The organism is Streptomyces sp. NPDC102360 (assembly GCF_044766085.1).
Taxonomy (GTDB): Bacteria; Actinomycetota; Actinomycetes; order Streptomycetales; family Streptomycetaceae; genus Streptomyces.
In genome coordinates this window covers 161,432-183,177 of record NZ_JBIWLG010000003.1, presented here as the reverse complement: position 1 = coordinate 183,177, position 21,746 = coordinate 161,432, and the positions used below count along the sequence as shown (strand labels likewise).

Sequence of the window (21,746 nt, the reverse complement as noted above, 5' to 3'; positions counted from 1 at the left end):
GCACCGCGGTCGGCGAGACCGGGGTGCCGGGGCGAGCCACACTCAAGCACCGCCACCAGTAGGGCGCAAGATGTCGCGCGTATTCCGCAAAATATGAACAGGGCGGCGGCGTGGGGGAGTTGAGTTGTTTCTACGCGGCCGGGGTCGGCGGCGCCGTCGACCCCCGCACCACCAGCTCGGGCTCGAACAGCAGCTCACCGGGCGGCACCGAGCCACCCTGGATCTGCGCGACGAGCAGCTCGACCGCGGCCCGCCCCATCGCCTCGATCGGCTGGCGCACCGTGGTCAGCGGCGGCTCGGTGCAGTTCATGAACGCCGAGTCGTCGTAGCCGACCACCGAGACGTCGCCCGGCACGGAGAGCCCCGCGCGGCGGGCGGCCCGTACCGCGCCGAGCGCCAAGGGGTCGCTGGCGCAGATGATGCCCGTGATACCGCGGGAGATGAGCCGGGTCGCCGCCGCGTGCCCGCCCTCCAGGGAGAACATGGCCCGCTCGACCGCCGTGCCCGGGAGCTTTCCCTGCACGGCGCGGGCGGCGGCGAGTTTGCGCTGCGAAGGCATGTGGTCGTCCGGGCCCAGCACCAGGCCGATGCGCTCGTGGCCGAGCGAGGACAGGTGCCGCCACGCCTGCTCCACGGCGACCGCGTCGTCGCACGCCACACACGGGAAACCGAGCCGCTCGATCGCGGCGTTCACGAGCACCACCGGCACCTGGCGCTGCGCGAGCCGCTGGTAGTGGCCGTGCTCGGCGTCCCCCTGCGCGAACAGGCCGCCCGCGAACACCACACCGGAGACCTGCTGTTGCAGCAGCAGCTCTACGTAGTCGGCCTCCGAGACGCCCCCCTTGGTCTGTGTGCACAGCACCGGGGTGAGGCCCTGCTGGGCGAGCGCGCCACCGATCACTTCCGCGAACGCGGGGAAGATCGGGTTCTGCAGCTCGGGCAGGACCAGGCCGACCAGGCGGGCCCGTTCACCGCGCAGCTGGGTCGGCCGCTCGTAGCCGAGGACGTCGAGCGCGGTGAGCACCGACTGGCGCGTCGCCTCCGACACCCCGGGCTTGTTGTTGAGCACCCGGCTGACCGTGGCCTCGCTGACCCCGACCTTCTTCGCCACCTGAGCAAGTCTGCGCGTCATGGAGCGCAAGATTAGCGCAAGAACTTGCGCCCCGTTTGCGTGATGGAGACATTCGGCCCTGCGGGATCCGCGGCCTCAGCTGTGCGGAACGATCGCGACCGGGCTGGTCACATGGTGCACCACCGAGTGCGCGGTGCAGCCCAGATGGGCGGCGTCGGTCCGACGCCCGACCACCGTGAGGCTCGCACCCGTGGCCGCCTTGAGGAGATGGTGGCCCGGCTGCCCGTACAGGAGCCGCTCCTCGACCCGCACCTCCGGATACTTCGTGTGCCAGGCCCGCACCGCCTCCGCGAGGGTCCCGCGCAGCCGCTCCTCCTGGCGAGCGGCGTCGCCCGGCTGCGCCCCGTCCGGCCGATTGCCGCGCAGCGGCGGCAGCGTCCAGGCGTGCAGCGCGTGCAGCGGGGCGCCGCGCAGGGCCGCGGCCTCGAAGGCGTACGAGAGGAGTTCGTCGGCGGGCGACGTCACGTCGAGCCCCACGACCACGGGCCGGAAGCCGGGCCCGTCCCGCTCGTCCTCCGGCAGCCCGCCCGCCCGCACCAGGACCACCGGATTCCTCGCGCGCGCCGTGACCGCGAGGGCGACCGAGCCGACGAGGAACCCGGAGTAGCCGGTGAAGCCGCGCGAGCCGAGCACCAGGCTCTCCGACTCCTCGGCCGCCTCCAGCAGAGCGGCCACGGGCTGCGCGGCGCGGCGCCGGGCGATGATCTCGAGGGCGGGGTGGGCGTACGACAGCCGGAGCGCGACCACGTCGAGGACGCCGCGGTCGGGCAGATCGACGTCCGGCAGCCGGGGTGCCGGCCGCTCCGTGCCCGCCGCCTGTACGAGCCGCAGCGGCAGGCGGCGGCGCAGTGCCTCGCGGGCCGCCCAGTCCGCGGCGTGCACGCTCTCGCGTGAAGCGTCGGTCCCGACGCTCAGTACGCGGCTACTGGTCATGTCGGGAACCTCTCCGTGGCGGTGACGCGGACGGTGTGCCTCCGGTGCGGGTTCCACGCCTTGCGGTGGTCACTCGTGTGGAGCACTGACGGATCGAGTACTTGCGGGCCCCGGTGTCCGCGACCTTCTCACCGGTCCGACCAGCACAGGGAGAGGCGAACCGGCCCTCGGCGAAGGGCCGTTCGGCCCCTGTGCCGGGCGGCCCGGGAGCGCGAACGTGGCTTTACTCTGGCAGGGAGGTGACGATGACGACCTGCAAGAAGTTCAGGCAAGCCAAGGGCAACCCCCTGCGGCGCAGGTCGGACGCGGTCGAGGGGTGGGCTGCGCTGCTGCTCGGACTGCTCGCCCTCTTGGTGGCGCCCGCCGCGGGTGCCGCGGCGGGCTGGGCGGCCCATGACGACGCCGCCGGGCACGCCCGCGCACAGGTGGCGCAGCGGCAGCAGGTGCGGGCCAAGCTGGTCGAGGACGCCCCGGACTACGTGCCGTCCCAGAGCGGTGTGCAGGACTCGGTCACGTATCCGGTCAAGGTCCGCTGGACCGATGACGGGCGGGGCACCATCGTGGCGACGGCGCCCGTCCCCGCCGGGCTCGAACGGGGCGATCGCACCACTGTCTGGCTCGACCGCAGCGGTCGGGTCACCACCGAGCCCTGGGGTTCGGAGGCCATCTGGGCCCGCGCGCTCACCGCGGCGTTCCTGGTCGCCTTCACCACCGCGACCCTCGCGCTCCTCGCCCGTTTCCTCCTGCGACGCGTCCTCGACCACCGCAGGCTCGCGGCATGGGAGTACGACTGGCGCAGGGTGGGTCCCGAGTGGAGCCGGCGGCACGCGTAGGTACAGGCCGCTGCTGCGTCGGACGGGAGTTCGACAGCGACGCGGAGCGCCTGCTCAGGGGCCCGACAGGGCCCGCCGACAGAGCCGACAGGGCCCCGCGCCGGAGCCGTTCGGCCCCTGCCCGGACAGGCGCGGACCCGGCATCGTCGAGGTATCGCAAGGACGCCGTCCGGAAGACGCGATGACGCCGCCGGAGCCCGGTCCCGCCGACAGCCGGGCCCCGACGGCGCCCCCGCGGGGAAGCGCTCCCGGCCGTCGCCCGAGCCACCGAAGGAGGCCGACCATGACCACCACGGCACCACGGATGAGTCAGACCCTGCCTGAGGAGTACCGCGGCCGGCTGATGCGCTTCGCCCGCGACGTGAACTTCCCGGAAGGCACCCGGCTCTTCGACGAGGGCTCCCGCGCCGACCGCTTCTGGCTCCTGCGCAGCGGCACCGTCGCCCTCGACATGCGGGTGCCGGGCCGGCACGCCCCCGTGGTCGAATACCTCGGCCACGGCGAACTCATCGGCTGGTCATGGCTGTTCCCGCCGTACGTGTGGCAGCTCGGCGCACGCGCCGAAACCCGGGTCAGGGCCCACGAGTTCGACGCCTTCACGGTACGTCTCCTGTGTGCCTCCGACCCCGGCCTCGGATCGTTCGTGGCCCAGTGGGTGGGCGGCGTGCTCGCCCATCGGCTGAGCGTCACCCGCACCCGGCTGCTCGACCTCTACGCTCCCTACGGCTCGGGGGCCGCGTAGCAGGGACCACGGGCCGCCAGGGCCGTGCGGACGGTACCGTTCGGCCCTGGCGGATCAGTCCGCCCGGCCTCAGGATCTAGACGGGTTCGCACCCACCCGTCTGGCAACACCACATCCGAGGGGGCCGTATGCCACAGCCACGTACATTCTCAGCGGACCGGCCCATTCGCATCCTGCTGCTCGACGACCACGAAGTGGTGCGGCGCGGCCTGCGCGACCTCCTCGGTGCGGAACCCGACATGAGCGTCGTCGGCGAGGCCGCCACCGCCGCGCAGGCGATCGCGCGCGGACCGGCGCTCCGTCCCGACGTGGCCGTGCTGGACGTGCGGCTCCCGGACGGCGACGGCATCACGATCTGCCGCGAACTGCGGGTGCTCATCCCGGACGTGAGCTGCCTGATGCTGACCTCGTTCGACGACGACGACGCGCTGCTCGACGCCATCATGGCCGGCGCGGGCGGCTACGTACTGAAGCAGATCAAGGGCTCCGACCTGGTCTCCGCCGTGCGGACCGTCGCCGCGGGAGAGTCCATGCTCGACCCGGCGACCACGGCACGTCTGATGCGCAGCCTGCGCGGCCCGGAGCAGGGCGGGCCGGCCGCGCAGGGCGCCGCGGGAGCGTCGGCGGCCGAGGGCGTCGAGCTGACCGATCGGGAGCGGGACATCCTCGCGCTGGTGGGGGAGGGGCTCACCAACCGGCAGATCGGGGGGCGGCTGTTCCTGTCGGAGAAGACGGTGAAGAACAACATCTCCCGGCTGCTCGCCAAGTTGGGCGTGGAGCGCAGGATCCAGGCCGCCGTGATCGCGACGAGGCTGCCACAGGACAGGAACCGGCCGTGACACGGGCGCCGACCCTGACAGGACTCGGCTCACGTGTCCTTTGGCGGTGAGTCGAGCGGGGCTCTTGGCGGTGAGTCGAGCGGGGCGCTCGGCGGTGGGTCGAGCGGGGCGCTCGGCGGTGGGTCGAGCGGGACCCTCCACTCCAGGAGGGTCCCTCCGCTGTCCCGTGCCGTGGCCGTGAGAGCGCCGTCGCGCCGTCCCGCGCGGGCCGCCAGGTTGGCGAGCCCGCTGCGATGGCCGTCGGACTCCGTGGTGATCCCCACGCCGTTGTCCGCCACGGTCAGCGTCAGCGCGCCGCCGCGCACCACGAGGGCGACATCGACCGAGGACGCCCGCGCGTGCCGGGCGACGTTCGTGAGCGCCTCGCCCAGCACCGCGAGCGTGTCGTCGGCGCAGGGGCCCGGCACATCCGCGTCGATCAGACCCTCCATGCGCAACGACGGGGTGAAGCCCAGGACCTGGGCCGCGTCCTCCACCGCCCGTACGACCCGCACCCGCAGCCCGGATCCGGTCGGCGGGACGCCGCGCTCGCGCAGGCCGAAGATCGTCGAACGGATGATCTTGATGGTGGTGTCCAGATCGTCCACGGCCCGCAGCAGGCGCTCCGAGGCCTCCGGGTGCTGCACGAACCGCTGCGCGCTCTGCAGCGTCATACCGGTCGCGAACAGCCGCTGGATCGCCAGGTCGTGGAGGTCGCGGGCGATCCGGTCGCGGTCCTCGAGCAGGCTCATCTGCTCCGCGTCCCGCCGCCGGTCCGCGAGTTCCAGGGCGAGGGCCGCCTGTCCCGCGAAGCCGCTCAGCGGTATCAACTCCGCGGCGGAGAACGGGGGATGCTCCGCCTTGCGGGCCAGCATCAGCACCCCACGCACACCTTCGGACGTGCCGATCGGCACGGCCACGGCGGGCCCGAGCCCGTCCCAGCGGTGCGGCTTGTAGGTGATCCGCGGGTCCTTGCGGATGTCGTCCGACGTGACCAGCCCGCCCGCGGCGAGCGCCGTTCCGGCGAAGGTGCCCTCGCGCGGCAGCGTCACATCGCTGTGCGCGCCCGCGCGATCGCCGAGCGCCAGCGTCTCGTTCAGCAGTTGGTCGCCGGGGACGAGGAGTGCCACCACCCCGAGGTCCGCCGCGGTGATCTCCCGCGCGCGGTCCACCATCAGGCGCAGCACCTCGGTCTCGTCGGAGCCCGACAGCAGGCTCCCGGTGAAGTCGGCGCTCAACTGCAGCCAGCGCTCGCGGAGTCGGACCTCTTCGTACAGACGCGCGTTCTCGATCGCCACGCCCGCCGCGGCGCCGAGTGTCTGCAGCACCGCCACGTCCTCGTCGTCGAAATCGCCGCCGCGCTTCTGCGTCAGATACAGATTCCCGAACACGTCGTCGCGGACCCGGATCGGCACACCGACGAACGTGTGCATCGGCGGATGGTGCGGCGGGAAGCCGGCGGAGGCGGGGTGCTCGGCGAGCTCCGACAGAAGCAGCGGCTCCGGATGCCGGATCAACTCGCCCAGCAGGCCGTTCCCCGACGGCAGGTCACCGATCTCCGCGCGCAGCTCCTCGCTGAACCCGACCGGCAGGAACTGCGACAGCGTGCGCCGGTCCTCGCCGATCACTCCGAGCGCCCCGTACTCGGCGTCCACCAGGACCACGGCCACCTCCACGATCCGCCGCAGCACCTGGGAGATGTCCAGCCCCTGCCCCACGGACAGGACCGCCTCCAGCAGCCCCTGCAAGCGGTCGCGGGTACGCCGGACCGCGCCGATGCGTAACTGGAGTTCTTCGAGCAGTTCGTCGAGCCGCAACTTCGGGAGTGGGCCCGGCCCCCGTGCACCGTCCTCGGCCATCAGGCCTCCGTGGGCCTCGGTGAGGTGTCTTTTCGTACTCACGGTAGCGGCTGTTCGCGCCCTTAAGGCCTGCTTCGTCACGCCTCGGAGGGTGGAACGGCGGAGTCCGCCGATGACGGGGCGTGCAGGGCGGCGATCTGCGAACGGGAGGTGAAGCCGAGCTTGGTGAGGATGTGTTCCACATGGGAGTCGATCGTCCGCTTCGACACCACGAGCTTCGCCGCGATCTCCCGGTTGGTGCGGCCCTCGCCGACCAGCGCGGCCACCTGTCGCTCGCGCGGCGTCAGCCCGTCGGTGGGGCCCGAGCGCTGCGGTGGCACGTCGGGGGACGGCGCCGACTCGTCGTCGAGCGCCAGGTCCACCACGGCGTCGAGCGGCAGCGCCGCGCCCTCCTCGAACGAGTGGTGGTAGCCGTCGGCGCCCAGTACCTCGCGGGCCAGGTCCGCCGCCCGCGTGTGCAGTTCGTGCAGTACGGGGAGGCCGAACCTGGCCTCCTTCGCGGCCCTGCGCCACAGTGCGTCGGCCGCGCCCTGCAGCGTGGCGACCCGCTCGAAGCGTCGCAGCTTCGCCGCGTGCCAGCCCAGGCCCTCCATGAAGTGGGCGAGCCCCATCAGGTCGTGCAGCGCAGCCTTGCTGCGGATGCCCTCACGGGCGCACTCGACGGACGCCTCGTGATCGCCCTTCAGCCACAGGCCCACGCTCTTGACCCACAGGGCCCAACTGCGCGCCCACTGCTCACCCGGATGCGCGGCACCGCGCGCGAGCGAGTCGTCGCACCAGGCGATGCCCTTCTCGTGGTCGCCGGTGATGATCAGCATGAACCCGGCGTAGAAGCCCAGCATGAGCAGCCCGGTGTCGTCGCCGAGCGCCGTCATCCGGGCCCGGACCTCGTCGAAGTCGTCGGCGCAGCCCTTCATTTGACCGAGGAAGTACCGGCGATGCGCCTGGAACGAGAACGTCCACGTGGCGCCGACCCGGTCGCCGATCCGCTCGGCCACCTGCTCGGCCTCCTTCAACAGCGCCTCGTTCTTGCCCCGTTCCCCCTGGATGTCCATGTACCAGCTGATCAGCCACAGTGCCTTGACGCGATGTGGCGTCTCGTCACGGCAGCCGTCCAGGGTGCGGCGCAGCCAGTACCTGCCCTCGGTGAGCAGCCCGGTCGCGTGCCAGTAGCCCCACAGCGCCGTCGCCATCTCCAGTCCGTGGCAGTGCAGCCGGGGCGTGGCCACGCAGTGCTCCAGGGCGATCCGGACATTCGCCTGGTCCCGTACGAGCGCCCGCAGCAGGGGGATCTGCGCGTCCCCCGTCCACTCCTGGTCGAAGGCGCGCGCCGCGTCGAGGAAGTACTCCAGGTGGCGCCGCCGGGCCCGCTCCTCGCCGCCGAGCGCCGCGAGTTGTTCCAGGCCGTACTCGCGGATGGTGTCGAGCATGCGGTACCGGGTGCCCTCGGGGGTCTCGACCCGCACCACGACCGACTTCTCGACGAGGCCGATGAGCGAGGTCAGCACGTCCTCGACCGGCAGGATCTCCTCGTCGGCACACACCGCTTCGGCCGCCTGGAGGCTCAACTCGCCCGCGAACACGGACAGCCGGGCCCACAGCAGCCGCTCCGCCGCGGTCGAGAGGTCGTGGCTCCAGCCGATCGCCGTACGCAGCGTCTGATGGCGCGGCACCGAGGTGCGGCGCCCTCCCGTGAGCAGCCGGAACCGGTCGTCGAGCCGGGCCAGCATCTCGTCGAGCGACAGCACGCGCAGCCGGGAGACCGCGAGTTCGATGGCGAGCGGGATCCCGTCGAGCCGGCGGCACAGCGCCAGCACGTCCGCCCGGTTGTCCCCGGTCACCGCGAAGCCCGGCACCGCCGCGGACGCCCGGTCCGCGAACAGGGCCAGCGCGTCGCACTCCCGCTCGGCGCCGTCCGCGGGTTCCGGCATGCTCAGCGGGCCGATCGCCAGGACGTGCTCGCCGGGCACGTCGAGCGGCTGCCTGCTCGTGGCGACGATCCTCAACCGGGGAGCGGAGCGCAGCAGTTCGTCGCAGAGCACCGCGCACGCGTCGACCAGGTGCTCGCAGGTGTCGAGGAGCAACAGCAGCTCGCGCCCCTCCAGATGGTCGGCGATCACCTCGATGGCGGGCCGCGCCGCTTGCTCCGGCAGGTCGAGCGCCGCCGCGACCGCGTTCGCGAGCAGCGCCGGGTCGTGCAGCGCGGAGAGCTCCACGAGCCGCACCCCGTCGGCATACGTCTCCCGCAACTCGCGTGCCGCGCGCACCGCGGTCCGGGTCTTGCCGACGCCGCCGGGCCCGGTCAGCGTGACGAGCCTGGCCCGCGTCAGCACGTCCGCCACCTGGCCGAGCTCCCGCCGCCGCCCGACGAAACTGGTGGTCTCGGCGGGCAGGTCTCCCGGCGTGCGCCGGGTGGGACTCGGGTTCATTCGGGGCTCACCTCGTGCGGTGCGGATACTGGCGACGGCCGTCGCCAGGCTAGGCCGAATCGGGTGCGAACGGACCTCCTTCACAGGACGACCACCCGAACGGGAAGGGCCACATGGGTAGTTGGCTCCTGTCCCGCGATTTCCGCACGCACTTCGGCGAAACCGTCACACGGCGCGCCCGGCTGACTACACTTCCGGGAGCACTACGGCTGTCGCGCCGATCGAGCCGCGCCCCGTCGACACCACCGGAACCGAGACGTCCGGACCCCCTCTCGAAAGGCCCTCATGACCACCCGTCCGTCGTCGACCACCTCCCTGCCCGAGATGTTCGGCACGCTCGGCGTCAGCGCCCGGCGGCTGGCGGCGGGCGCGGGGCCGGACGGCGACGCGGGCGGCGATCTGCACGGCGTCGTGGACACCCCGTACGGGACCCGGCTGCTCATCGGGGACGTGATGGGCAAGGGGCCCGAGCTGTCCCGCACCGCCGACGCGGTCCTGCGCACCTGGCACCGGCTCGCCCGCGTGCAGCGGACGTTGGAGGTGCTCGCGGTGCGGCTGCATTCGCTGGTCGCGCACTCCGAGGAGCCCGACCGGTTCGTCACCGCCACGCTGGTGACGGTCGCCCCCGACGGGTCCGCCGAGGTGGTCTGCTGCGGACACCCGCCGCCCCTGCTGATCCGTGACGGGGCTGCGGTCCCCGCCGCTGTTCCCGCCCCGGCGCCGCCGCTCGGTCTGCTCGACCTCGCGCACGGCTGGTGCGGCGCCGAGCAGATATCCGCGGCCGCCTGGGACCGCATGCTGCTGCACACCGACGGCGCGACCGAGGCCCGCGACGCGGAGGGCGAGTTCTACCCCCTCGCGGAGCGCGCCACGGAGCTGAGTGCGGTGCCGCTCGCCCCGTTCACCGCCGCCCTCTCGGCCGACCTCTTGCACCACGCGGGCGGCCGCCTCCAGGACGATGCCACGTTGCTGGCGCTGGAACCGTCGGGCCCCGCACGGCCCGCCTCGCTCTGACGCACGGCTCGACGCACGGGTCACCGCACGGCGGCGTTCTGAAATCCCGTCGCCGGTGCGTGTTTTCGTCTCCCGTCGCAGGGGAGTCAGAGAGCGGATCCTGTGACAGCGGACGACAACGGAAGGGAGTGGTGGTCGTGCTTCTCGCCCATCCCGCCCTGTTGACCGATCTCATGCGCGAGTACGAGATGCTCAGCGCCCTCGACGCCGACGACGGGGGACCCGCCGCGCAGCGCCGGCTCGACGACATCGGGTACAGCCTCTGTGTGGCCACCGGCACGGGCGATGTGGACGCGGTTCTCGTCGCGGCCCGCCACCGGCTGCCGGGGGCGCGTGTGCACGACGACTCCTTGCTCTCCGGGCGGCGGCGCAGGGCGCCGCAGGTGCGGCGTCAGCGTTGAGTGAAGGGCCTCAGCGCGCCTCGGGCCGGTCGACGGCGCCCACGTCCACCGTGCTCCGGTCGACGTGGGGCGTGTGCCGCTGGGTCGTGCTGTCGACGCCGCCGGACGCCGTGATCACACCAAGGGCGATCGCGGTCGCGGCGACACTGCCGTCGAGCGCGAGCCGGGTACGCGTCGAGCGCGACTTGTGCCGCGCGGGGCGGGGGCCGCTCGGGTAGGGGAGGTGGGCCATGGTCGTGCCTCGGTCTCGGTACGGAGGTACGGGTGTCACCCCGAGGCTAGGCGCGGAGTGCCGGACCGCGGAGCGGGCCAAGGTCCCGGATGCCGGGGCGATGGTCCCGACCGGTGGAGCCGGCGGGCGTCAGACCGCGAGCGTGCCGCGGCCCGTGGTCTGTTCCTCCAGTACCTGCTGGGCCCGCGAAGCCGACGGCTGCCACAGTGTCGTCACCGGCTCCCACACCCGCACTCCGGTCGGCGAACCGAGGGTCAGCGCCTGGAAGCTGCGGCCCTGCTGATCCGGCACCGCCGCGACCGTCACGTACATGACGGCCGGCGCCTCGTCCTTGGCGTCCTCCGCGTCGGAGACCGACAGGACCGCCGCGTACGCCGTGTCGTGCGCGGCCAGCGTGCGCCCGGCGTGCGGCACCGTGGGCAGCGGCAGCGCCGCCCCGTCCAGCTCCCCGTACGTGACCGTCGGGACGCGGTCGACGAGGCAGGCCTTCGAGGAGTCGTTGCGCACGCTCAGCTTCAGGATGTCGGCGTTGTCGTCCGAGGGCTCGGCCCGCACGGTCACATCGTTCTCGCCGCAGCGCGCGAGTGCGGCGGGCGCGGCGGAGCCGGCCGCTCCCGCGGTGGGCACGGTGAGCGCCGTCAGGGTGAGGGCGGCTGCGACGGCCGCCGTGGCATGACGTGTGACGTGACGAGCGCGCATCGGAATTCCCCAGTCCGTGGTGGGTCCGTCGTGGTCCTTTTCCTCCGCCAAAGGAATGAAATGCGGTGAATGCAGGCATACGACCCTAACGCGAATGTGTGACCCGGGGCACGTCGTCCGGTGGCGGGTGCAGTGCGCGCAAGGTTTGCACAGTGTGCAAGAATCACGCCCGTGACCGTCTCAGAGCCGCAGCCGACCGCCCCCGCCGAGGGGTTGCGCGCGCGCAGGCGCCGCCAGACGCGCACCGAGCTGCACGCGGCCACCGTCCGGCTGGCCCGCGAGCACGGCTTCGCGCAGGTCACGGTCGAGATGATCAGCAAGGAGGTCGGCGTGTCACCGCGGACCTTCTTCAACTACTTCCCCAGCAAGGAAGCCGCCCTCTTCGCCCTGCCCGGCACCGTGCCGCCCGCTCTCGCGGACCGGTTCGCCGAGGGACGGGGGAGTGGGACCGACGCCGTACTGCGTGACCTCGGCGACATTCTCGCCGACCACCTCCAGGAAGCGGCCCCCGAGCCGCAGGAGCTGGAGGACTCGCTGCGTATCGCGGAGGGCGTGCCCTCGGTCCTGGCCACGTTCCTCGCCCAGTGCGAGGCGGTCGAACGGGACCTCGCCGGACTCATCGCCCGGCGCACCGGCACCCCGCCCGACGGCGCGGAGGCTGAACTGCTCGCGGGCGTCGCCATGGCGACCGTACGCAGCGGCATCAAGCGGTGGCAGCAGTCCAGCGACCATCACGACGGACCCGCCGAGCACGTACGCGAAGCCTTCGATTCGCTGCGCACGCTGCTGGGACCGGCCGCCGTGAAGTAGGCGCGCCACCCGTGTGACCACCTCCCCCTCGCGGTCACCCACAGATCTCCCCTCTCCCCGCTCCTCCCCGGATCGGCACACCGAAGTACCGCCTGCGCGGCAGCCGCTCTCCCGCCGCAGGGTCAGCCATGCACCACTCCACCCGCACACCACATCGGAGAACACCGTAATGACGCACGCCCCCGCTTCCGAGGGCATCGACTCCGGACCCGACCCGGCCAAGGGGATCGAAGGGAACGTCGAGATCGAAGAGGGCATCGCCAAGCCGCACAACTTCGGCCTGATCTTCGCCGCGCTGATGCTGACCATGCTGCTCGGCGCGCTCGACCAGACCATCGTCTCGACCGCCCTGCCGACCATCGTCGGCGAGCTCAACGGCATCGAGCACATGGCCTGGATCACCACCGCGTACATCCTCGCCGCCACCATCGGCATGCCGGTCTACGGCAAGCTCGGCGACCTCATGGGCCGCAAGAACATCTTTCTCGCGGGCATAGCCCTGTTCCTGGTGGGCTCGGTGGTCTGCGGACTCGCCCAGAACATGGGCACGTTGATCGCCGGTCGCGCCCTCCAGGGCCTCGGCGGCGGTGGTCTCATGATCACCTCGCAGGCGATCATCGCCGACCTGGTGCCGCCGCGTGAGCGCGCCAAGTACATGGCCCCGATGGGTGCCGTGTTCGGTCTCTCCTCCGTCGTCGGACCGCTGCTCGGCGGCTGGTTCACCGACGAGCACTCCTGGCGCTGGGCGTTCTGGGTCAACCTGCCGCTCGGTGTCCTCGCGTTCTTCGTCGCCGTCGTCGCGATCAAGCTGCCGCGCAAGGCCGTCAAGGTCACACTCGACTATCTCGGCACCGCGCTGATGGCCGCGGCCGTCACCTGCACCGTGCTCTTCGCGAGCTGGGGCGGCACGCAGTACGAGTGGTCCGACCCGCTGGTCATCGGCCTCGGCATCGGAGCGGTCGTCGCCTGGGTGCTGTTCTTCGTCGCCGAGAAGCGCGCCGATGAGCCGGTCATCCCCCTGCACCTGTTCCGCAGCCCGATCTTCAACGTCGCCACGCTGCTCGGCATGATCGTCATCGGTCTCGGTATGTTCGCGATCGTCGGCTACATGCCCACCTACCTGCAGATGGTCTACGGCAAGTCGGCCACCGAGTCCGGACTGCTGCTCATCCCCATGGTCGTCGGCATCATGGGCACCGCCCTGCCGTCCGGCGCGATCATGTCCAAGACCGGCAAGTACAAGATCTACCCGATCGCCGGTACCGCCATCATCATGCTCACCGCGTACCTGATGTCGACCCTCGACGTCTCCGACCCGGTCTGGCTGGTGTGCGTGTACGTCGGTCTGGCGGGCGCGGGCGTCGGCCTGATGATGCAGACCCTCGTGCTGGCCGTGCAGAACGACTTCCCGGCCGCCGAGGTCGGCACCGCCACCTCCGCGAACAACTTCTTCCGTGAGATCGGCGCGACGCTCGGCACGGCCGTCGTCGGCGCCGTGTTCGCCAGCCGCCTCACCGACCAGCTCGCCGTGAACCTTCCGGCGGAGGCCGCGGCGAAGGTCGGTGACAGCGACTCGCTGACCCCGGCGCTGGTCCGGGCCCTGCCGGCCGATCTGCGCGACACGGTCGTCAACTCCTACCAGGAAGCGCTCGTTCCGATCTTCCTGTACCTGCTGCCCGTCTTCGCGGTCGGCCTGGTCCTCGCCTTCGTCCTGAAGGAGAAGCCGCTCGCCGACAACGCCGACTGGCACGCGGAGAACACGGGTCCCACGGTGGACAAGGAGCCGGAGCCGGTCGGCTGACCTCCGCCCCCCGTCCCGTACGACCTGTGCCCCCGCCGCGCTTCCACAGCGCGGCGGGGGCACAGTCGCGTCAGTCGGCGTCCAGCCATACCCCGTCCCGCATCAGGTCACGGCCCACGAGCTCGTTCGCCTCGCGCCAGGCCTGGATGCGTACGGGCCGGACACGGAAGTACGTGTACGGGCCGTCGGCGGCACGCGGATCGAACCCGGCGCCCGCCGCGAACGCGTCCGCGAACTCGTCGGAGATCTCGTCGGCGGACAGCGCCTCGCATCGCCCGGCGATGTGCACCACGTCCCGCGTCGGCCCGATGCCGAGGTGCACCTGCCCGCTCGCCACGAGGTTGCGCGCTACCGGGTTGGTGGCCCGCGTCGACACGTACACGCACTCGTCCCACCACAGGAACGACAGCGGCATCATGTACGGCGCGCCGCCCTCGGGCCCGGCCGTCGCGACCCACGCGTCGACCTCCCGTTCCAGGCGGTCGAGGGTGTCCTGCTTACGCTGCTTCGCCGAACGGGCGGGCGCGGCCTGCGACATGCGGTTCTCCTTTACGGTCACTATGGGGTGGCGCACTGCCATGACACGACATCACGAAGGAATGTGACAGATGGTCGACACCGCCGTCCTGGCATCCCGCTTCGAGGAGCACCGCCCGCGGCTGCGCGCCGTCGCCCACCGGATGCTCGGCTCGTCCGCGGAGGCCGACGACGTGGTGCAGGAGGCGTGGCTGCGGCTCAGCCGCACGGACGAGGCGGACACCATCGAGAACCTCTCCGCATGGCTGACCACGGTCGTCTCCCGCATCTGCCTCAACGCGCTGCGCGCCCGTGCCACCCGCCGCGAGGACCCGCTGGAGGTCCAGGAGCACGAGGGTGGCGAAGGCCCGGTGGACCCGGCGGACGAGGCGGTCACCTCCGACGCCGTGGGCCTCGCGCTGATGGTCGTCCTCGACCGTCTCGCCCCGGCGGAGCGCCTGGCCTTCGTGCTGCACGACCTGTTCGCCGTGCCGTTCGACGAGATCGCGCCCATCGTCGAGCGCACCCCCGCCGCCACCCGCCAGCTCGCCAGCCGCGCGCGGCGCCGGGTGCAGGGCGCCGGCCCGCGCGCCACGGAGGCGGCGGACCGCGAGCGGCGCCGCGAGGTCGTCGAGGCCTTCCTCGCCGCGACGCAGGGCGGCGACTTCGAGGCGCTGCTCACCGTGCTCGACCCGGAGGTCGTGGTCCGCTCGGACGCCGCGGCCATCGCCATGGGCTCGGAGCCGGAGGTGATCGGCGCGCGTGCGGTGGCCGCCCTCTACGCGGGCCGCGCCAAGGCCGCCCGCCTCGCTCTGCTCGACGGCACGGCCGGCGTCGTGTGGTCGCACGCGGGCACCCTCAAGGTGGCCTTCGCCGTCGAGGTCGACCTCACGGCGGAGCCGCCCCGCATCACCGGCATCGAACTCGTCGCGGACGAGAAGCGGTTGGCGTCGATGGACGTGGTGCCCCTGCGCCGCCGCAGCCGCCCGGCGCAGGGCGATCAGTCCTCGGACGGCGCCGAGTAGCACTTGACGGTCACCAACTCGCCCACCCCGCCCTTCTGTTGGCCCAGCGCGAGGAACCTCCACTCGATCCGTTTCGTGCAACGCCATCGCGGCGGAGCCGGTGGCGACGACGTCGAGCACGGCGTGCGGCCCGGTCCAGGAGCGCCGCGCCGAGCCAGTGCCCACGCGCGGACGGCGCCACGAACAGCCGCCCCACGACGGCGACGGGCGTGCCCGCAACCCGTGGGACCCTGCGGCCAGTTGGTCGGACAGCCGTCCGAGTGATGCACCGCCCGGAGGGCTTCGACGCAGGCGGCCGGATCACTGCTCTGCCGCGCCCTGGCGCACGTCTCGCCGCTCACGTCGGCACACCCCTCTCGCCATCGGTCTCCTCGACGGCATCGAACCACACACCCCAAATGCGCTTGTCCGTCGGCCCCGTCCCGATTAGCGTGCCGCCGTGGATCACTTCTCGCGTTCGGCGGAACTCTTCTCGCGCTCCTGGGCCGCACTGCGTGCGGCGGTCGCCGACCTTCCGGAAGAGGCCTTCGAGCGGCCCTCCGGCTGTACCGGCTGGCTGGTGCGCGACCTGGTGTGCCACCTCGTCATCGACGCGCAGGACGTTCTGATCACCCTGGTCACGCCCGCGTCGACGGAACCGACCGTCGACGCGGTCACGTACTGGCATGTGGACGACGAGCCGCCGACCGGCGAGGACCTGCTCGACGCGCTGACCGTCCGGCTCGCCGCCGCCTACCAGGACCCGGCGCTGCTCGCGTTCCACCTCGACGACGTCGGGTCCGCGGCGGGGCGGGCGGCCGGGCTCGCCGATCCGGACGCCGTCGTGAGCACGCAGGGGCAGGCCCTCACGGTGGGCGACTACCTCACGGCGTACGTCCTGGAGTGGACCCTGCACCACCTCGACCTGATCCACCGACTCCCGGGTGTGCAAGGGCCTCCGGTGGAAGGGCTGGCCCGTTCGCGGGGGCTCCTGGAGGAGATCGCGGGAGCCGTGTTCCCCGCGTCGTGGAGCGACGCGGACGTGCTGCTCGTCGGGACCGGGCGTCGGCCCGTGACGGAGCGGGAGAAGGGTGAACTCGGAGCGCTGGCCCGGAAGTTGCCGTTCGTGATCGGTTGATACTGCTCCAGCGCTACCTTGTGACCGGACTTACCGCAGGCGCCGTCAAGTGACCGCTGCTGAAAGGAACTTCGTGTCCGACTCTCACTCGCCTCTTGATGTCTCCGCCTTCCCGCACGACTTTCTGTGGGGCACGGCCACATCGGCGTACCAGATCGAAGGAGCCGTCGCCGAGGACGGCCGGGCGCCCTCCATCTGGGACACCTTCGCGCACACACCGGGGAAGATCGACGGCGGTGACCACGGCGACATCGCCTGCGACCACTACCACCGGTGGCGCGAGGACATCGGCCTGATGCGGCGACTCGGCACCAACGCCTACCGGTTGTCCGTCGCCTGGCCGCGCGTCGTGCCCGGCGGCGACGGGCCGGTGAACCCCAAGGGCCTCGACTTCTACGACAAGTTGATCGACGCGCTGCTCGCCGCGGGCATCACGCCGTCGGTGACGCTCTACCACTGGGACCTGCCGCAGGCGCTCCAGGACCGGGGCGGCTGGCCGGTGCGGGAGACCGCCGAGCACTTCGCCGCGTACGCCGCCGTGGTCGCGGACCGTCTCGGGGACCGTGTGAAGCACTGGACGCCGCTGAACGAACCGCTGTGCTCGGCGTGGATCGGCCACCTGGAAGGCCGGATGGCTCCAGGGCTCACCGACCTGACCGCCGCCGTCCGCGCCTCCTACCACCTGCTCCTCGGCCACGGCCTCGCCACACAGGCGATCCGCGCCGCCGTGCCGGGCGCCGAGGTCGGCGTCGTCAACAACCTCGCCCACGTCGAACCCGCCACCGACCGGCCCGAGGATGTCGCCGCCGCCCGCCGCATGGACGGCCACGCCAACCGCTGGTGGCTCGACCCGGTGCACGGCCGCGGCTTCCCGGCGGACATGCTGGAGGTGTACGGGGTCCAACTCCCCGAGCAGGCGGGCGATGTGCAGGTCATGTCCGAGCCGCTCGACTGGCTCGGCCTGAACTACTACTTCTCCTCGGCCGTCGCCGACGATCCTTCGGGCCCGGCCCCGTACGCCGCGTCCGTGGCACGCCCCGGCCTCCCGCGCACCGGCATGGACTGGGAGATCGACCCCGGCGGAATCGAGGCCCTGCTGCTCCGCCTCACCCACGACTACGGCGCCCGCAAGCTGTACGTCACCGAGAACGGCTCCGCGTACCCCGACGTCGTACGTCCCGACGGCACGGTCGACGACCCCGAACGCGAGGCGTACCTGGTGCGGCACCTCGCGGCCTGCACCCGTGCGATCCGTCAAGGCGCCCCGCTCGCCGGGTACTTCGCCTGGTCGCTGCTCGACAACTTCGAGTGGGCGTACGGCTACGACAAGAGGTTCGGCCTCGTCCACGTCGACTACGCGACGCAGCAGCGCACCATCAAGGGCAGTGGTCACCGCTACGCGGACCTCGTGCGGCGCCACGGCACACTGACGCGGCGGGCCGCCTGAGGTCACCGGCTCAGCGGGTCCGGCCGGAAGCGGCCTCGCTGAGCCGGTCCAACACCCACGCGACATCGGGGTGCCCGGCGGTGCCTGCCCGGTACACCGCCCGCACGGAACGGCGCACGGGTGGTGCGGGGCCACGCGGTGGCCCGGCTGACGGTGACGGCTGCGACCGCCGCGCTGTACCTGGTGCCGGGCGTGGCCCTTGTCGTCGCGTACCTGTGACTGGGGGAGACGCCGACGCCCGTGGAGGCGGCCGGCGGAATCGTGACGCTCGCGGGCGTCGTCCTGCTGGGACGTGCCACCCCAAAGGGGCTCAGCGCACAGAAGAGGCGCGCCGCACCCCAACAGCGGTGCGACGCGCCCGATGCCCCCGTCACGCCAGGGACAGGAAAAGCTTCTCCAGCTCGTCCTCGCTGAGCGGCGGCTGTTCGCCGTCCGTGGCGTTCATGCAGTCCCGCATGCCGGATGCGATGATCTTGAATCCGGCCCGGTCCAACGCGCGCGAAACGGCGGCCAGTTGGGTGACCACGTCCTTGCAGTCGCGGCCCGCCTCGATCATCGCGATGACGCCGGTCAGCTGCCCCTGCGCGCGGCGCAGTCGCTTGAGGACGGCATCCATCGCCTCCGGGTCGCCCGTTCCGCTCACGAGCGCAGGGCCGCGCGCGCGGTGTCGAGCGCGCCCGGTGCGGGCCGGTTGAACGGAAGCTTGCCGAGCATCGCCGCCATGCCGCACGTGTTGCTCACGCCGGAGTAGACGAGACCGGAGGCGATGCCGGCGGCGAGCAGCCGGCCCTTCGGGGCGCGGCGGCCGAGCGCGAGGCCGAGCAGGACCAGCGAACCGGCGGTGAAACGGACCTGGCGGTCCATCGCCCAGACGGCGCGCTCGGGGCGGGCCGCGGTGTCCACCGGCAGCCCCTCGGCGGTCCAGGCCTGCGTGCCGCCGTCGAGCCCGACGGCGTCGACGCCCGCCTCCGCGAGCTTCGCGCAGGCGGTGGCCGAGCGGTGGCCGGCCGCGCACACGACGACGATCCGGCGGCGTCCGGCCGCGTCACGCAGCTCGGGCAGCAGCTCGTCGATGAGTTCCGAGGGCACGTTGAGGGCGCCGGGCACGTGCCCCGAGGCGTACTCGGCGGGCGCGCGCACATCGAGGACGAGGGTGTCGTCGGCGGCCCTGCCGTGCAGCTCGGCGGGGGCGAGGGTGGTGCTCATGTCTCTCCTGTCTCCCTGGTATACCCCCGAGGGTATCAGCGCCTGCCCCGTAGGTAGGTGGCTTGATCGTCCGCGCAAGGCCCCACCGAAAGCCCATGCAAAGTCCCACCGAAAGCAGGACAAGGGGTGTCGGGATTTCGGGACATGCTCGTGAGAGCGAGCCATCCGGCAGCACCACGAGACACCTGGAAGCAACGGGAGACGACCTCATGCCTGACACCGCCCACCCGGCGACGGACGAACACCCCCTGCGCGGCAAGGTCGCCCTGGTCGCGGGAGCCACCCGCGGCGCGGGCCGCGGCATCGCCGTGGAACTCGGCGCGGCCGGTGCCACGGTCTACGTCACCGGTCGCAGCACCCGCGCCCGCCGCTCCGAGTACGACCGCCCCGAGACCATCGAGGACACCGCGGACCTCGTGACCGCCGCGGGCGGCCGGGGAATCGCCGTACCCACCGACCACCTCGAACAGGACCAGGTGCGCGCCCTCGTCGAGCGCATCGACAGCGAACAGGGCCGCCTCGACATCCTCGTCAACGACATCTGGGGCGGCGAGAACCTCTTCGACTGGGAGAAGCCCGTCTGGGAGCACGACCTCGACAACGGGCTCAGGCTGCACCGCCTCGCCGTCGAGACGCACGCCATCACCAGCCACTTCGCGCTGCCGCTGCTGCTGCGCACCCCCGGCGGCCTGGTCGTCGAGGTCACCGACGGCACGGCCGAGTACAACAGCACGAACTACCGCGTGTCCTTCTTCTACGACCTGGCCAAGAGCTCCGTCCTGCGCATGGCGTTCGCCCTCGGCCACGAACTCGGCTCGCGCGGCGCCACCGCCGTCGCCCTCACGCCCGGCTGGATGCGCTCGGAGATCATGCTCAGCCACTTCGACGTCACGGAGGAGAACTGGCACGACGCGGTGAAGGTCGAGCCGCACTTCGCCATCTCCGAAACGACCAGCTATGTCGGCCGCGCCGTCGCCGCGCTCGCCGCCGACCCGGACGTCTCCCGGTTCAACGGGACGTCCCAGTCCAGCGGCGGCCTCGCCAAGGTCTACGGCTTCACCGACCTCGACGGCAGCAGGCCCGACTCCTGGCGCTACCTCGTCGAGGTACAGGACGCGGGCAAGCCGGCCGACGTCACCGGGTACCGCTGACGGCTGCGCGCGGCCGCTCAGTCCTCGTCCGGGTCGGCGGGCCTGGCCGGCTGCACGCCGCACGCGCGGCGGAGGTGACGTCGCTGTGGCGATTGGTTCCGACGGGGGAGGCCACCATGCGTACATGACGGTGAATCAGGCGTGGCGTGGTGGAACGGGAGGGGCGATACGGGGTAAAGGGGTCAGGTCGCACCCGCCCCGACATCCGCTCGACGGAGGTACTCCATGGCCCTTCAGCACCGTCTCCGCCGCCGCCACGCGGTGGCCTCGGCCGCCCTGCTGATCACCACGCTCGCGGGGGCAGCGCCCGCGGGGGCCGGACCGGCGGCGGGAGGATCCGCGCCCACCGCCGGTCACGAGACCCGCCAGGGCGTGGGCAAGGGCAGAGGGACCAACCTGCTCGTCGCGGGGCTCGACCGCCGCAGCGGAATGTCCCGCCAGGAGATCCAGCGGCTGCACGTCGGTGGCCAGCAGTGCGGCTGCACCGACGTGCTGATGCTCGTGCACATCGCCGCCGACGGCCGCCGCCTCAGCGTCGTCTCCCTGCCCCGTGACTCCTTCGTCCGCTTCGCCCGGCACGACCACCCCGCGCACAGCGGAAAGATCAACGGGGCGTACGCGCACGGGGGCCGGGACCTGACCGTGCGTACCGTCGAACGCGCCACCGGCGTTCACATCGACCACTACATGGAGGCCGACTTCCGCGGATTCGTGGCGGCCGTCGACGAGCTGGGCGGCGCCGAGGTGTGCAGCGACACCCCGCTGCGGGACGAGAACTCGGGGCTCGAGCTCGCCGCGGGGACCCACGACATCGACGGCACGCACGCTCTGCGCTACGTCCGCGCCCGGCACCTCAACCCGCCCGGCGACCTCGGCCGGGTCCGCCGCCAACAGAAGATGCTGCTCGGCATGTTGGCGCGGCTGTCCGACGCGAAGGTCTTCAAGGAACCGATGGCGACCGCCCGTACGGCCCGCGCGCTGATGTCACATGTGCGCACCGACGGCCACACGGACGCGCGTACGCTGATGTCCCTGGCCTGGAAGCTGCGCGACCTCACGCCGCGGCAGACGGAGTTCGCCACCGTACCCATCTCGAACTTCGACTACCGGGACCCCACGTGGGGCTCGTCGCTGCTGTGGGACGACAAGCGGGCGAAGCGGATGTTCGGGGCGCTGCGTGCGGACCGGCCGCTGACGTCCACGCGGAAGTCCGGCGGTCCGGTCCCGGTCGGGATGCCGCCCAAGGAGACCAAGGTGAAGGTCGATGACCCGCGCATCGCCGACGGGCTGCGTGAGAGTGGCTTCAACGTGACCGAGGCGCCCGCCCCGAGCAGCCGCCCGAGCGGACCCACCGTCGTCACGTACGATCCCGAACGCGCCCGCTTCGCGCCCTCCCTGGCGGCCGCGCTGCCCGGCGCGAAGCTGCGCTCCGTGGCCGGATTCGGTCCCGTCTTCCGCGTTGCCGTCGGCGGGGACGATCGCGGTGTGACGCAAGTGACGTACGACCGCAGCATGGTGGAGGGGGCCCCGGTGACGGGAGACCGGCTGCGCTGCGGGCACCCTTCGGGCAAAAAGGGCTGA

Annotated in this window: 22 protein-coding genes; 12 read left to right on the top strand and 10 right to left on the bottom strand. The window is 72.1% G+C overall.

Features of this window, described 5'->3' with window-relative positions; translation table 11 throughout:
* Positions 1-130 precede the first annotated feature (130 nt).
* On the bottom strand, positions 131-1,132 hold the full coding sequence (locus ACIRHA_RS15110; RefSeq protein WP_403844903.1) for a LacI family DNA-binding transcriptional regulator: 1,002 nt from the start codon (positions 1,130-1,132) through the stop codon (positions 131-133).
* Positions 1,133-1,207: 75 nt separating this feature from the next.
* Positions 1,208-2,065 carry a universal stress protein gene (locus tag ACIRHA_RS15105; protein WP_403844901.1) on the bottom strand — a complete coding sequence of 286 codons (858 nt, stop codon included), beginning with the start codon at positions 2,063-2,065 and terminating at the stop codon, positions 1,208-1,210.
* Between the two features lie 245 nt (positions 2,066-2,310).
* Here ACIRHA_RS15105 and ACIRHA_RS15100 point away from each other — a divergent pair, with 245 nt between their 5' ends.
* From ACIRHA_RS15100 to ACIRHA_RS15090, 3 genes are all read left to right on the top strand, one after another.
* A complete protein-coding gene (locus ACIRHA_RS15100; protein ID WP_403844898.1) occupies positions 2,311-2,898 on the top strand; it encodes a hypothetical protein in 588 nt (195 codons plus the stop codon).
* Positions 2,899-3,181: 283 nt separating this feature from the next.
* A complete protein-coding gene (locus tag ACIRHA_RS15095) occupies positions 3,182-3,640 on the top strand; it encodes a Crp/Fnr family transcriptional regulator (RefSeq protein WP_403844895.1) in 459 nt (152 codons plus the stop codon).
* A gap of 128 nt (positions 3,641-3,768) precedes the next feature.
* Positions 3,769-4,479 carry a response regulator gene (locus tag ACIRHA_RS15090; protein WP_403844893.1) on the top strand — a complete coding sequence of 237 codons (711 nt, stop codon included), beginning with the start codon at positions 3,769-3,771 and terminating at the stop codon, positions 4,477-4,479.
* Between the two features lie 29 nt (positions 4,480-4,508).
* Here the strand turns inward: ACIRHA_RS15090 and ACIRHA_RS15085 are convergent, their stop codons facing one another.
* Entirely contained in the window at positions 4,509-6,317 is a 1,809-nt protein-coding gene (locus ACIRHA_RS15085; protein ID WP_403844890.1) for a GAF domain-containing protein, read from the bottom strand.
* 77 nt (positions 6,318-6,394) lie between these two features.
* Complete coding sequence (locus tag ACIRHA_RS15080) at positions 6,395-8,746, bottom strand: LuxR C-terminal-related transcriptional regulator (protein WP_403844888.1); 2,352 nt, start codon at positions 8,744-8,746, stop codon at positions 6,395-6,397.
* 285 nt (positions 8,747-9,031) lie between these two features.
* Between ACIRHA_RS15080 and ACIRHA_RS15075 the strand changes: the two genes are divergently transcribed.
* Both ACIRHA_RS15075 and ACIRHA_RS15070 read left to right on the top strand, forming a co-directional pair.
* Positions 9,032-9,760 (top strand): PP2C family protein-serine/threonine phosphatase, encoded by a 729-nt coding sequence (locus ACIRHA_RS15075; RefSeq protein WP_403844885.1) that lies wholly within the window; start codon positions 9,032-9,034, stop codon positions 9,758-9,760.
* A gap of 137 nt (positions 9,761-9,897) precedes the next feature.
* The gene (locus ACIRHA_RS15070) at positions 9,898-10,161 is read left to right on the top strand and encodes a DUF5133 domain-containing protein (protein WP_403844883.1); all 264 of its coding nucleotides are present in this window, start codon (positions 9,898-9,900) and stop codon (positions 10,159-10,161) included.
* A 10-nt stretch (positions 10,162-10,171) separates the two neighbouring features.
* Here ACIRHA_RS15070 and ACIRHA_RS15065 read toward each other — a convergent pair whose 3' ends face one another.
* Both ACIRHA_RS15065 and ACIRHA_RS15060 read right to left on the bottom strand, forming a co-directional pair.
* Positions 10,172-10,393, bottom strand: coding sequence for a hypothetical protein (locus tag ACIRHA_RS15065; protein ID WP_403844881.1), 222 nt, complete (start codon positions 10,391-10,393; stop codon positions 10,172-10,174).
* Between the two features lie 129 nt (positions 10,394-10,522).
* Positions 10,523-11,092 (bottom strand): DUF4232 domain-containing protein, encoded by a 570-nt coding sequence (locus ACIRHA_RS15060; RefSeq protein WP_403844878.1) that lies wholly within the window; start codon positions 11,090-11,092, stop codon positions 10,523-10,525.
* 171 nt (positions 11,093-11,263) lie between these two features.
* Between ACIRHA_RS15060 and ACIRHA_RS15055 the strand changes: the two genes are divergently transcribed.
* Both ACIRHA_RS15055 and ACIRHA_RS15050 read left to right on the top strand, forming a co-directional pair.
* Positions 11,264-11,902: a TetR/AcrR family transcriptional regulator gene (locus ACIRHA_RS15055; protein WP_403844875.1), complete on the top strand. Its 639-nt coding sequence runs from the start codon at positions 11,264-11,266 to the stop codon at positions 11,900-11,902.
* A 169-nt stretch (positions 11,903-12,071) separates the two neighbouring features.
* Positions 12,072-13,703: an MDR family MFS transporter gene (locus tag ACIRHA_RS15050; RefSeq protein ID WP_403844873.1), complete on the top strand. Its 1,632-nt coding sequence runs from the start codon at positions 12,072-12,074 to the stop codon at positions 13,701-13,703.
* A 70-nt stretch (positions 13,704-13,773) separates the two neighbouring features.
* Here the strand turns inward: ACIRHA_RS15050 and ACIRHA_RS15045 are convergent, their stop codons facing one another.
* Positions 13,774-14,241: a pyridoxamine 5'-phosphate oxidase family protein gene (locus ACIRHA_RS15045; RefSeq protein WP_403844871.1), complete on the bottom strand. Its 468-nt coding sequence runs from the start codon at positions 14,239-14,241 to the stop codon at positions 13,774-13,776.
* A 70-nt stretch (positions 14,242-14,311) separates the two neighbouring features.
* Here ACIRHA_RS15045 and ACIRHA_RS15040 point away from each other — a divergent pair, with 70 nt between their 5' ends.
* Positions 14,312-15,244: a sigma-70 family RNA polymerase sigma factor gene (locus ACIRHA_RS15040; RefSeq protein ID WP_403844868.1), complete on the top strand. Its 933-nt coding sequence runs from the start codon at positions 14,312-14,314 to the stop codon at positions 15,242-15,244.
* A gap of 10 nt (positions 15,245-15,254) precedes the next feature.
* Here the strand turns inward: ACIRHA_RS15040 and ACIRHA_RS15035 are convergent, their stop codons facing one another.
* Positions 15,255-15,425, bottom strand: a complete 171-nt coding sequence (locus ACIRHA_RS15035; RefSeq protein WP_403846463.1) for a hypothetical protein — start codon at positions 15,423-15,425, stop codon at positions 15,255-15,257.
* Positions 15,426-15,683: 258 nt separating this feature from the next.
* Here ACIRHA_RS15035 and ACIRHA_RS15030 point away from each other — a divergent pair, with 258 nt between their 5' ends.
* Complete coding sequence (locus ACIRHA_RS15030; RefSeq protein ID WP_403844866.1) at positions 15,684-16,361, top strand: maleylpyruvate isomerase N-terminal domain-containing protein; 678 nt, start codon at positions 15,684-15,686, stop codon at positions 16,359-16,361.
* 73 nt (positions 16,362-16,434) lie between these two features.
* A complete protein-coding gene (locus ACIRHA_RS15025) occupies positions 16,435-17,808 on the top strand; it encodes a GH1 family beta-glucosidase (RefSeq protein ID WP_403844863.1) in 1,374 nt (457 codons plus the stop codon).
* Positions 17,809-18,178: 370 nt separating this feature from the next.
* Here ACIRHA_RS15025 and ACIRHA_RS15020 read toward each other — a convergent pair whose 3' ends face one another.
* Complete coding sequence (locus tag ACIRHA_RS15020) at positions 18,179-18,424, bottom strand: metal-sensitive transcriptional regulator (protein ID WP_403846461.1); 246 nt, start codon at positions 18,422-18,424, stop codon at positions 18,179-18,181.
* Positions 18,425-18,447: 23 nt separating this feature from the next.
* On the bottom strand, positions 18,448-19,014 hold the full coding sequence (locus tag ACIRHA_RS15015) for a rhodanese-like domain-containing protein (RefSeq protein ID WP_403844861.1): 567 nt from the start codon (positions 19,012-19,014) through the stop codon (positions 18,448-18,450).
* A gap of 209 nt (positions 19,015-19,223) precedes the next feature.
* On the opposite strand from ACIRHA_RS15015, the gene ACIRHA_RS15010 reads away from it, so the two are divergent.
* Both ACIRHA_RS15010 and ACIRHA_RS15005 read left to right on the top strand, forming a co-directional pair.
* Positions 19,224-20,165, top strand: a complete 942-nt coding sequence (locus ACIRHA_RS15010; RefSeq protein WP_403844858.1) for an SDR family oxidoreductase — start codon at positions 19,224-19,226, stop codon at positions 20,163-20,165.
* 225 nt (positions 20,166-20,390) lie between these two features.
* Positions 20,391-21,746 carry an LCP family protein gene (locus ACIRHA_RS15005; protein WP_403844855.1) on the top strand — a complete coding sequence of 452 codons (1,356 nt, stop codon included), beginning with the start codon at positions 20,391-20,393 and terminating at the stop codon, positions 21,744-21,746.

Excerpts from the sequence above, each read along its gene's own strand:
- ACIRHA_RS15100 (WP_403844898.1), top strand. The coding sequence starts at position 2,311 with ATGACGACCTGCAAGAAGTTCAGGCAAGCCAAGGGCAACCCCCTGCGG.
- ACIRHA_RS15040 (WP_403844868.1), top strand. The coding sequence starts at position 14,312 with ATGGTCGACACCGCCGTCCTGGCATCCCGCTTCGAGGAGCACCGCCCG.
- ACIRHA_RS15015 (WP_403844861.1), bottom strand. The coding sequence starts at position 19,014 with ATGAGCACCACCCTCGCCCCCGCCGAGCTGCACGGCAGGGCCGCCGAC.
- ACIRHA_RS15095 (WP_403844895.1), top strand. The coding sequence starts at position 3,182 with ATGACCACCACGGCACCACGGATGAGTCAGACCCTGCCTGAGGAGTAC.
- ACIRHA_RS15085 (WP_403844890.1), bottom strand. The coding sequence starts at position 6,317 with ATGGCCGAGGACGGTGCACGGGGGCCGGGCCCACTCCCGAAGTTGCGG.
- ACIRHA_RS15075 (WP_403844885.1), top strand. The coding sequence starts at position 9,032 with ATGACCACCCGTCCGTCGTCGACCACCTCCCTGCCCGAGATGTTCGGC.
- ACIRHA_RS15020 (WP_403846461.1), bottom strand. The coding sequence starts at position 18,424 with ATGGATGCCGTCCTCAAGCGACTGCGCCGCGCGCAGGGGCAGCTGACC.
- ACIRHA_RS15110 (WP_403844903.1), bottom strand. The coding sequence starts at position 1,132 with ATGACGCGCAGACTTGCTCAGGTGGCGAAGAAGGTCGGGGTCAGCGAG.
- ACIRHA_RS15065 (WP_403844881.1), bottom strand. The coding sequence starts at position 10,393 with ATGGCCCACCTCCCCTACCCGAGCGGCCCCCGCCCCGCGCGGCACAAG.
- ACIRHA_RS15005 (WP_403844855.1), top strand. The coding sequence starts at position 20,391 with ATGGCCCTTCAGCACCGTCTCCGCCGCCGCCACGCGGTGGCCTCGGCC.
- ACIRHA_RS15090 (WP_403844893.1), top strand. The coding sequence starts at position 3,769 with ATGCCACAGCCACGTACATTCTCAGCGGACCGGCCCATTCGCATCCTG.
- ACIRHA_RS15105 (WP_403844901.1), bottom strand. The coding sequence starts at position 2,065 with ATGACCAGTAGCCGCGTACTGAGCGTCGGGACCGACGCTTCACGCGAG.
- ACIRHA_RS15080 (WP_403844888.1), bottom strand. The coding sequence starts at position 8,746 with ATGAACCCGAGTCCCACCCGGCGCACGCCGGGAGACCTGCCCGCCGAG.
- ACIRHA_RS15010 (WP_403844858.1), top strand. The coding sequence starts at position 19,224 with ATGCCTGACACCGCCCACCCGGCGACGGACGAACACCCCCTGCGCGGC.
- ACIRHA_RS15050 (WP_403844873.1), top strand. The coding sequence starts at position 12,072 with ATGACGCACGCCCCCGCTTCCGAGGGCATCGACTCCGGACCCGACCCG.
- ACIRHA_RS15045 (WP_403844871.1), bottom strand. The coding sequence starts at position 14,241 with ATGTCGCAGGCCGCGCCCGCCCGTTCGGCGAAGCAGCGTAAGCAGGAC.
- ACIRHA_RS15060 (WP_403844878.1), bottom strand. The coding sequence starts at position 11,092 with ATGCGCGCTCGTCACGTCACACGTCATGCCACGGCGGCCGTCGCAGCC.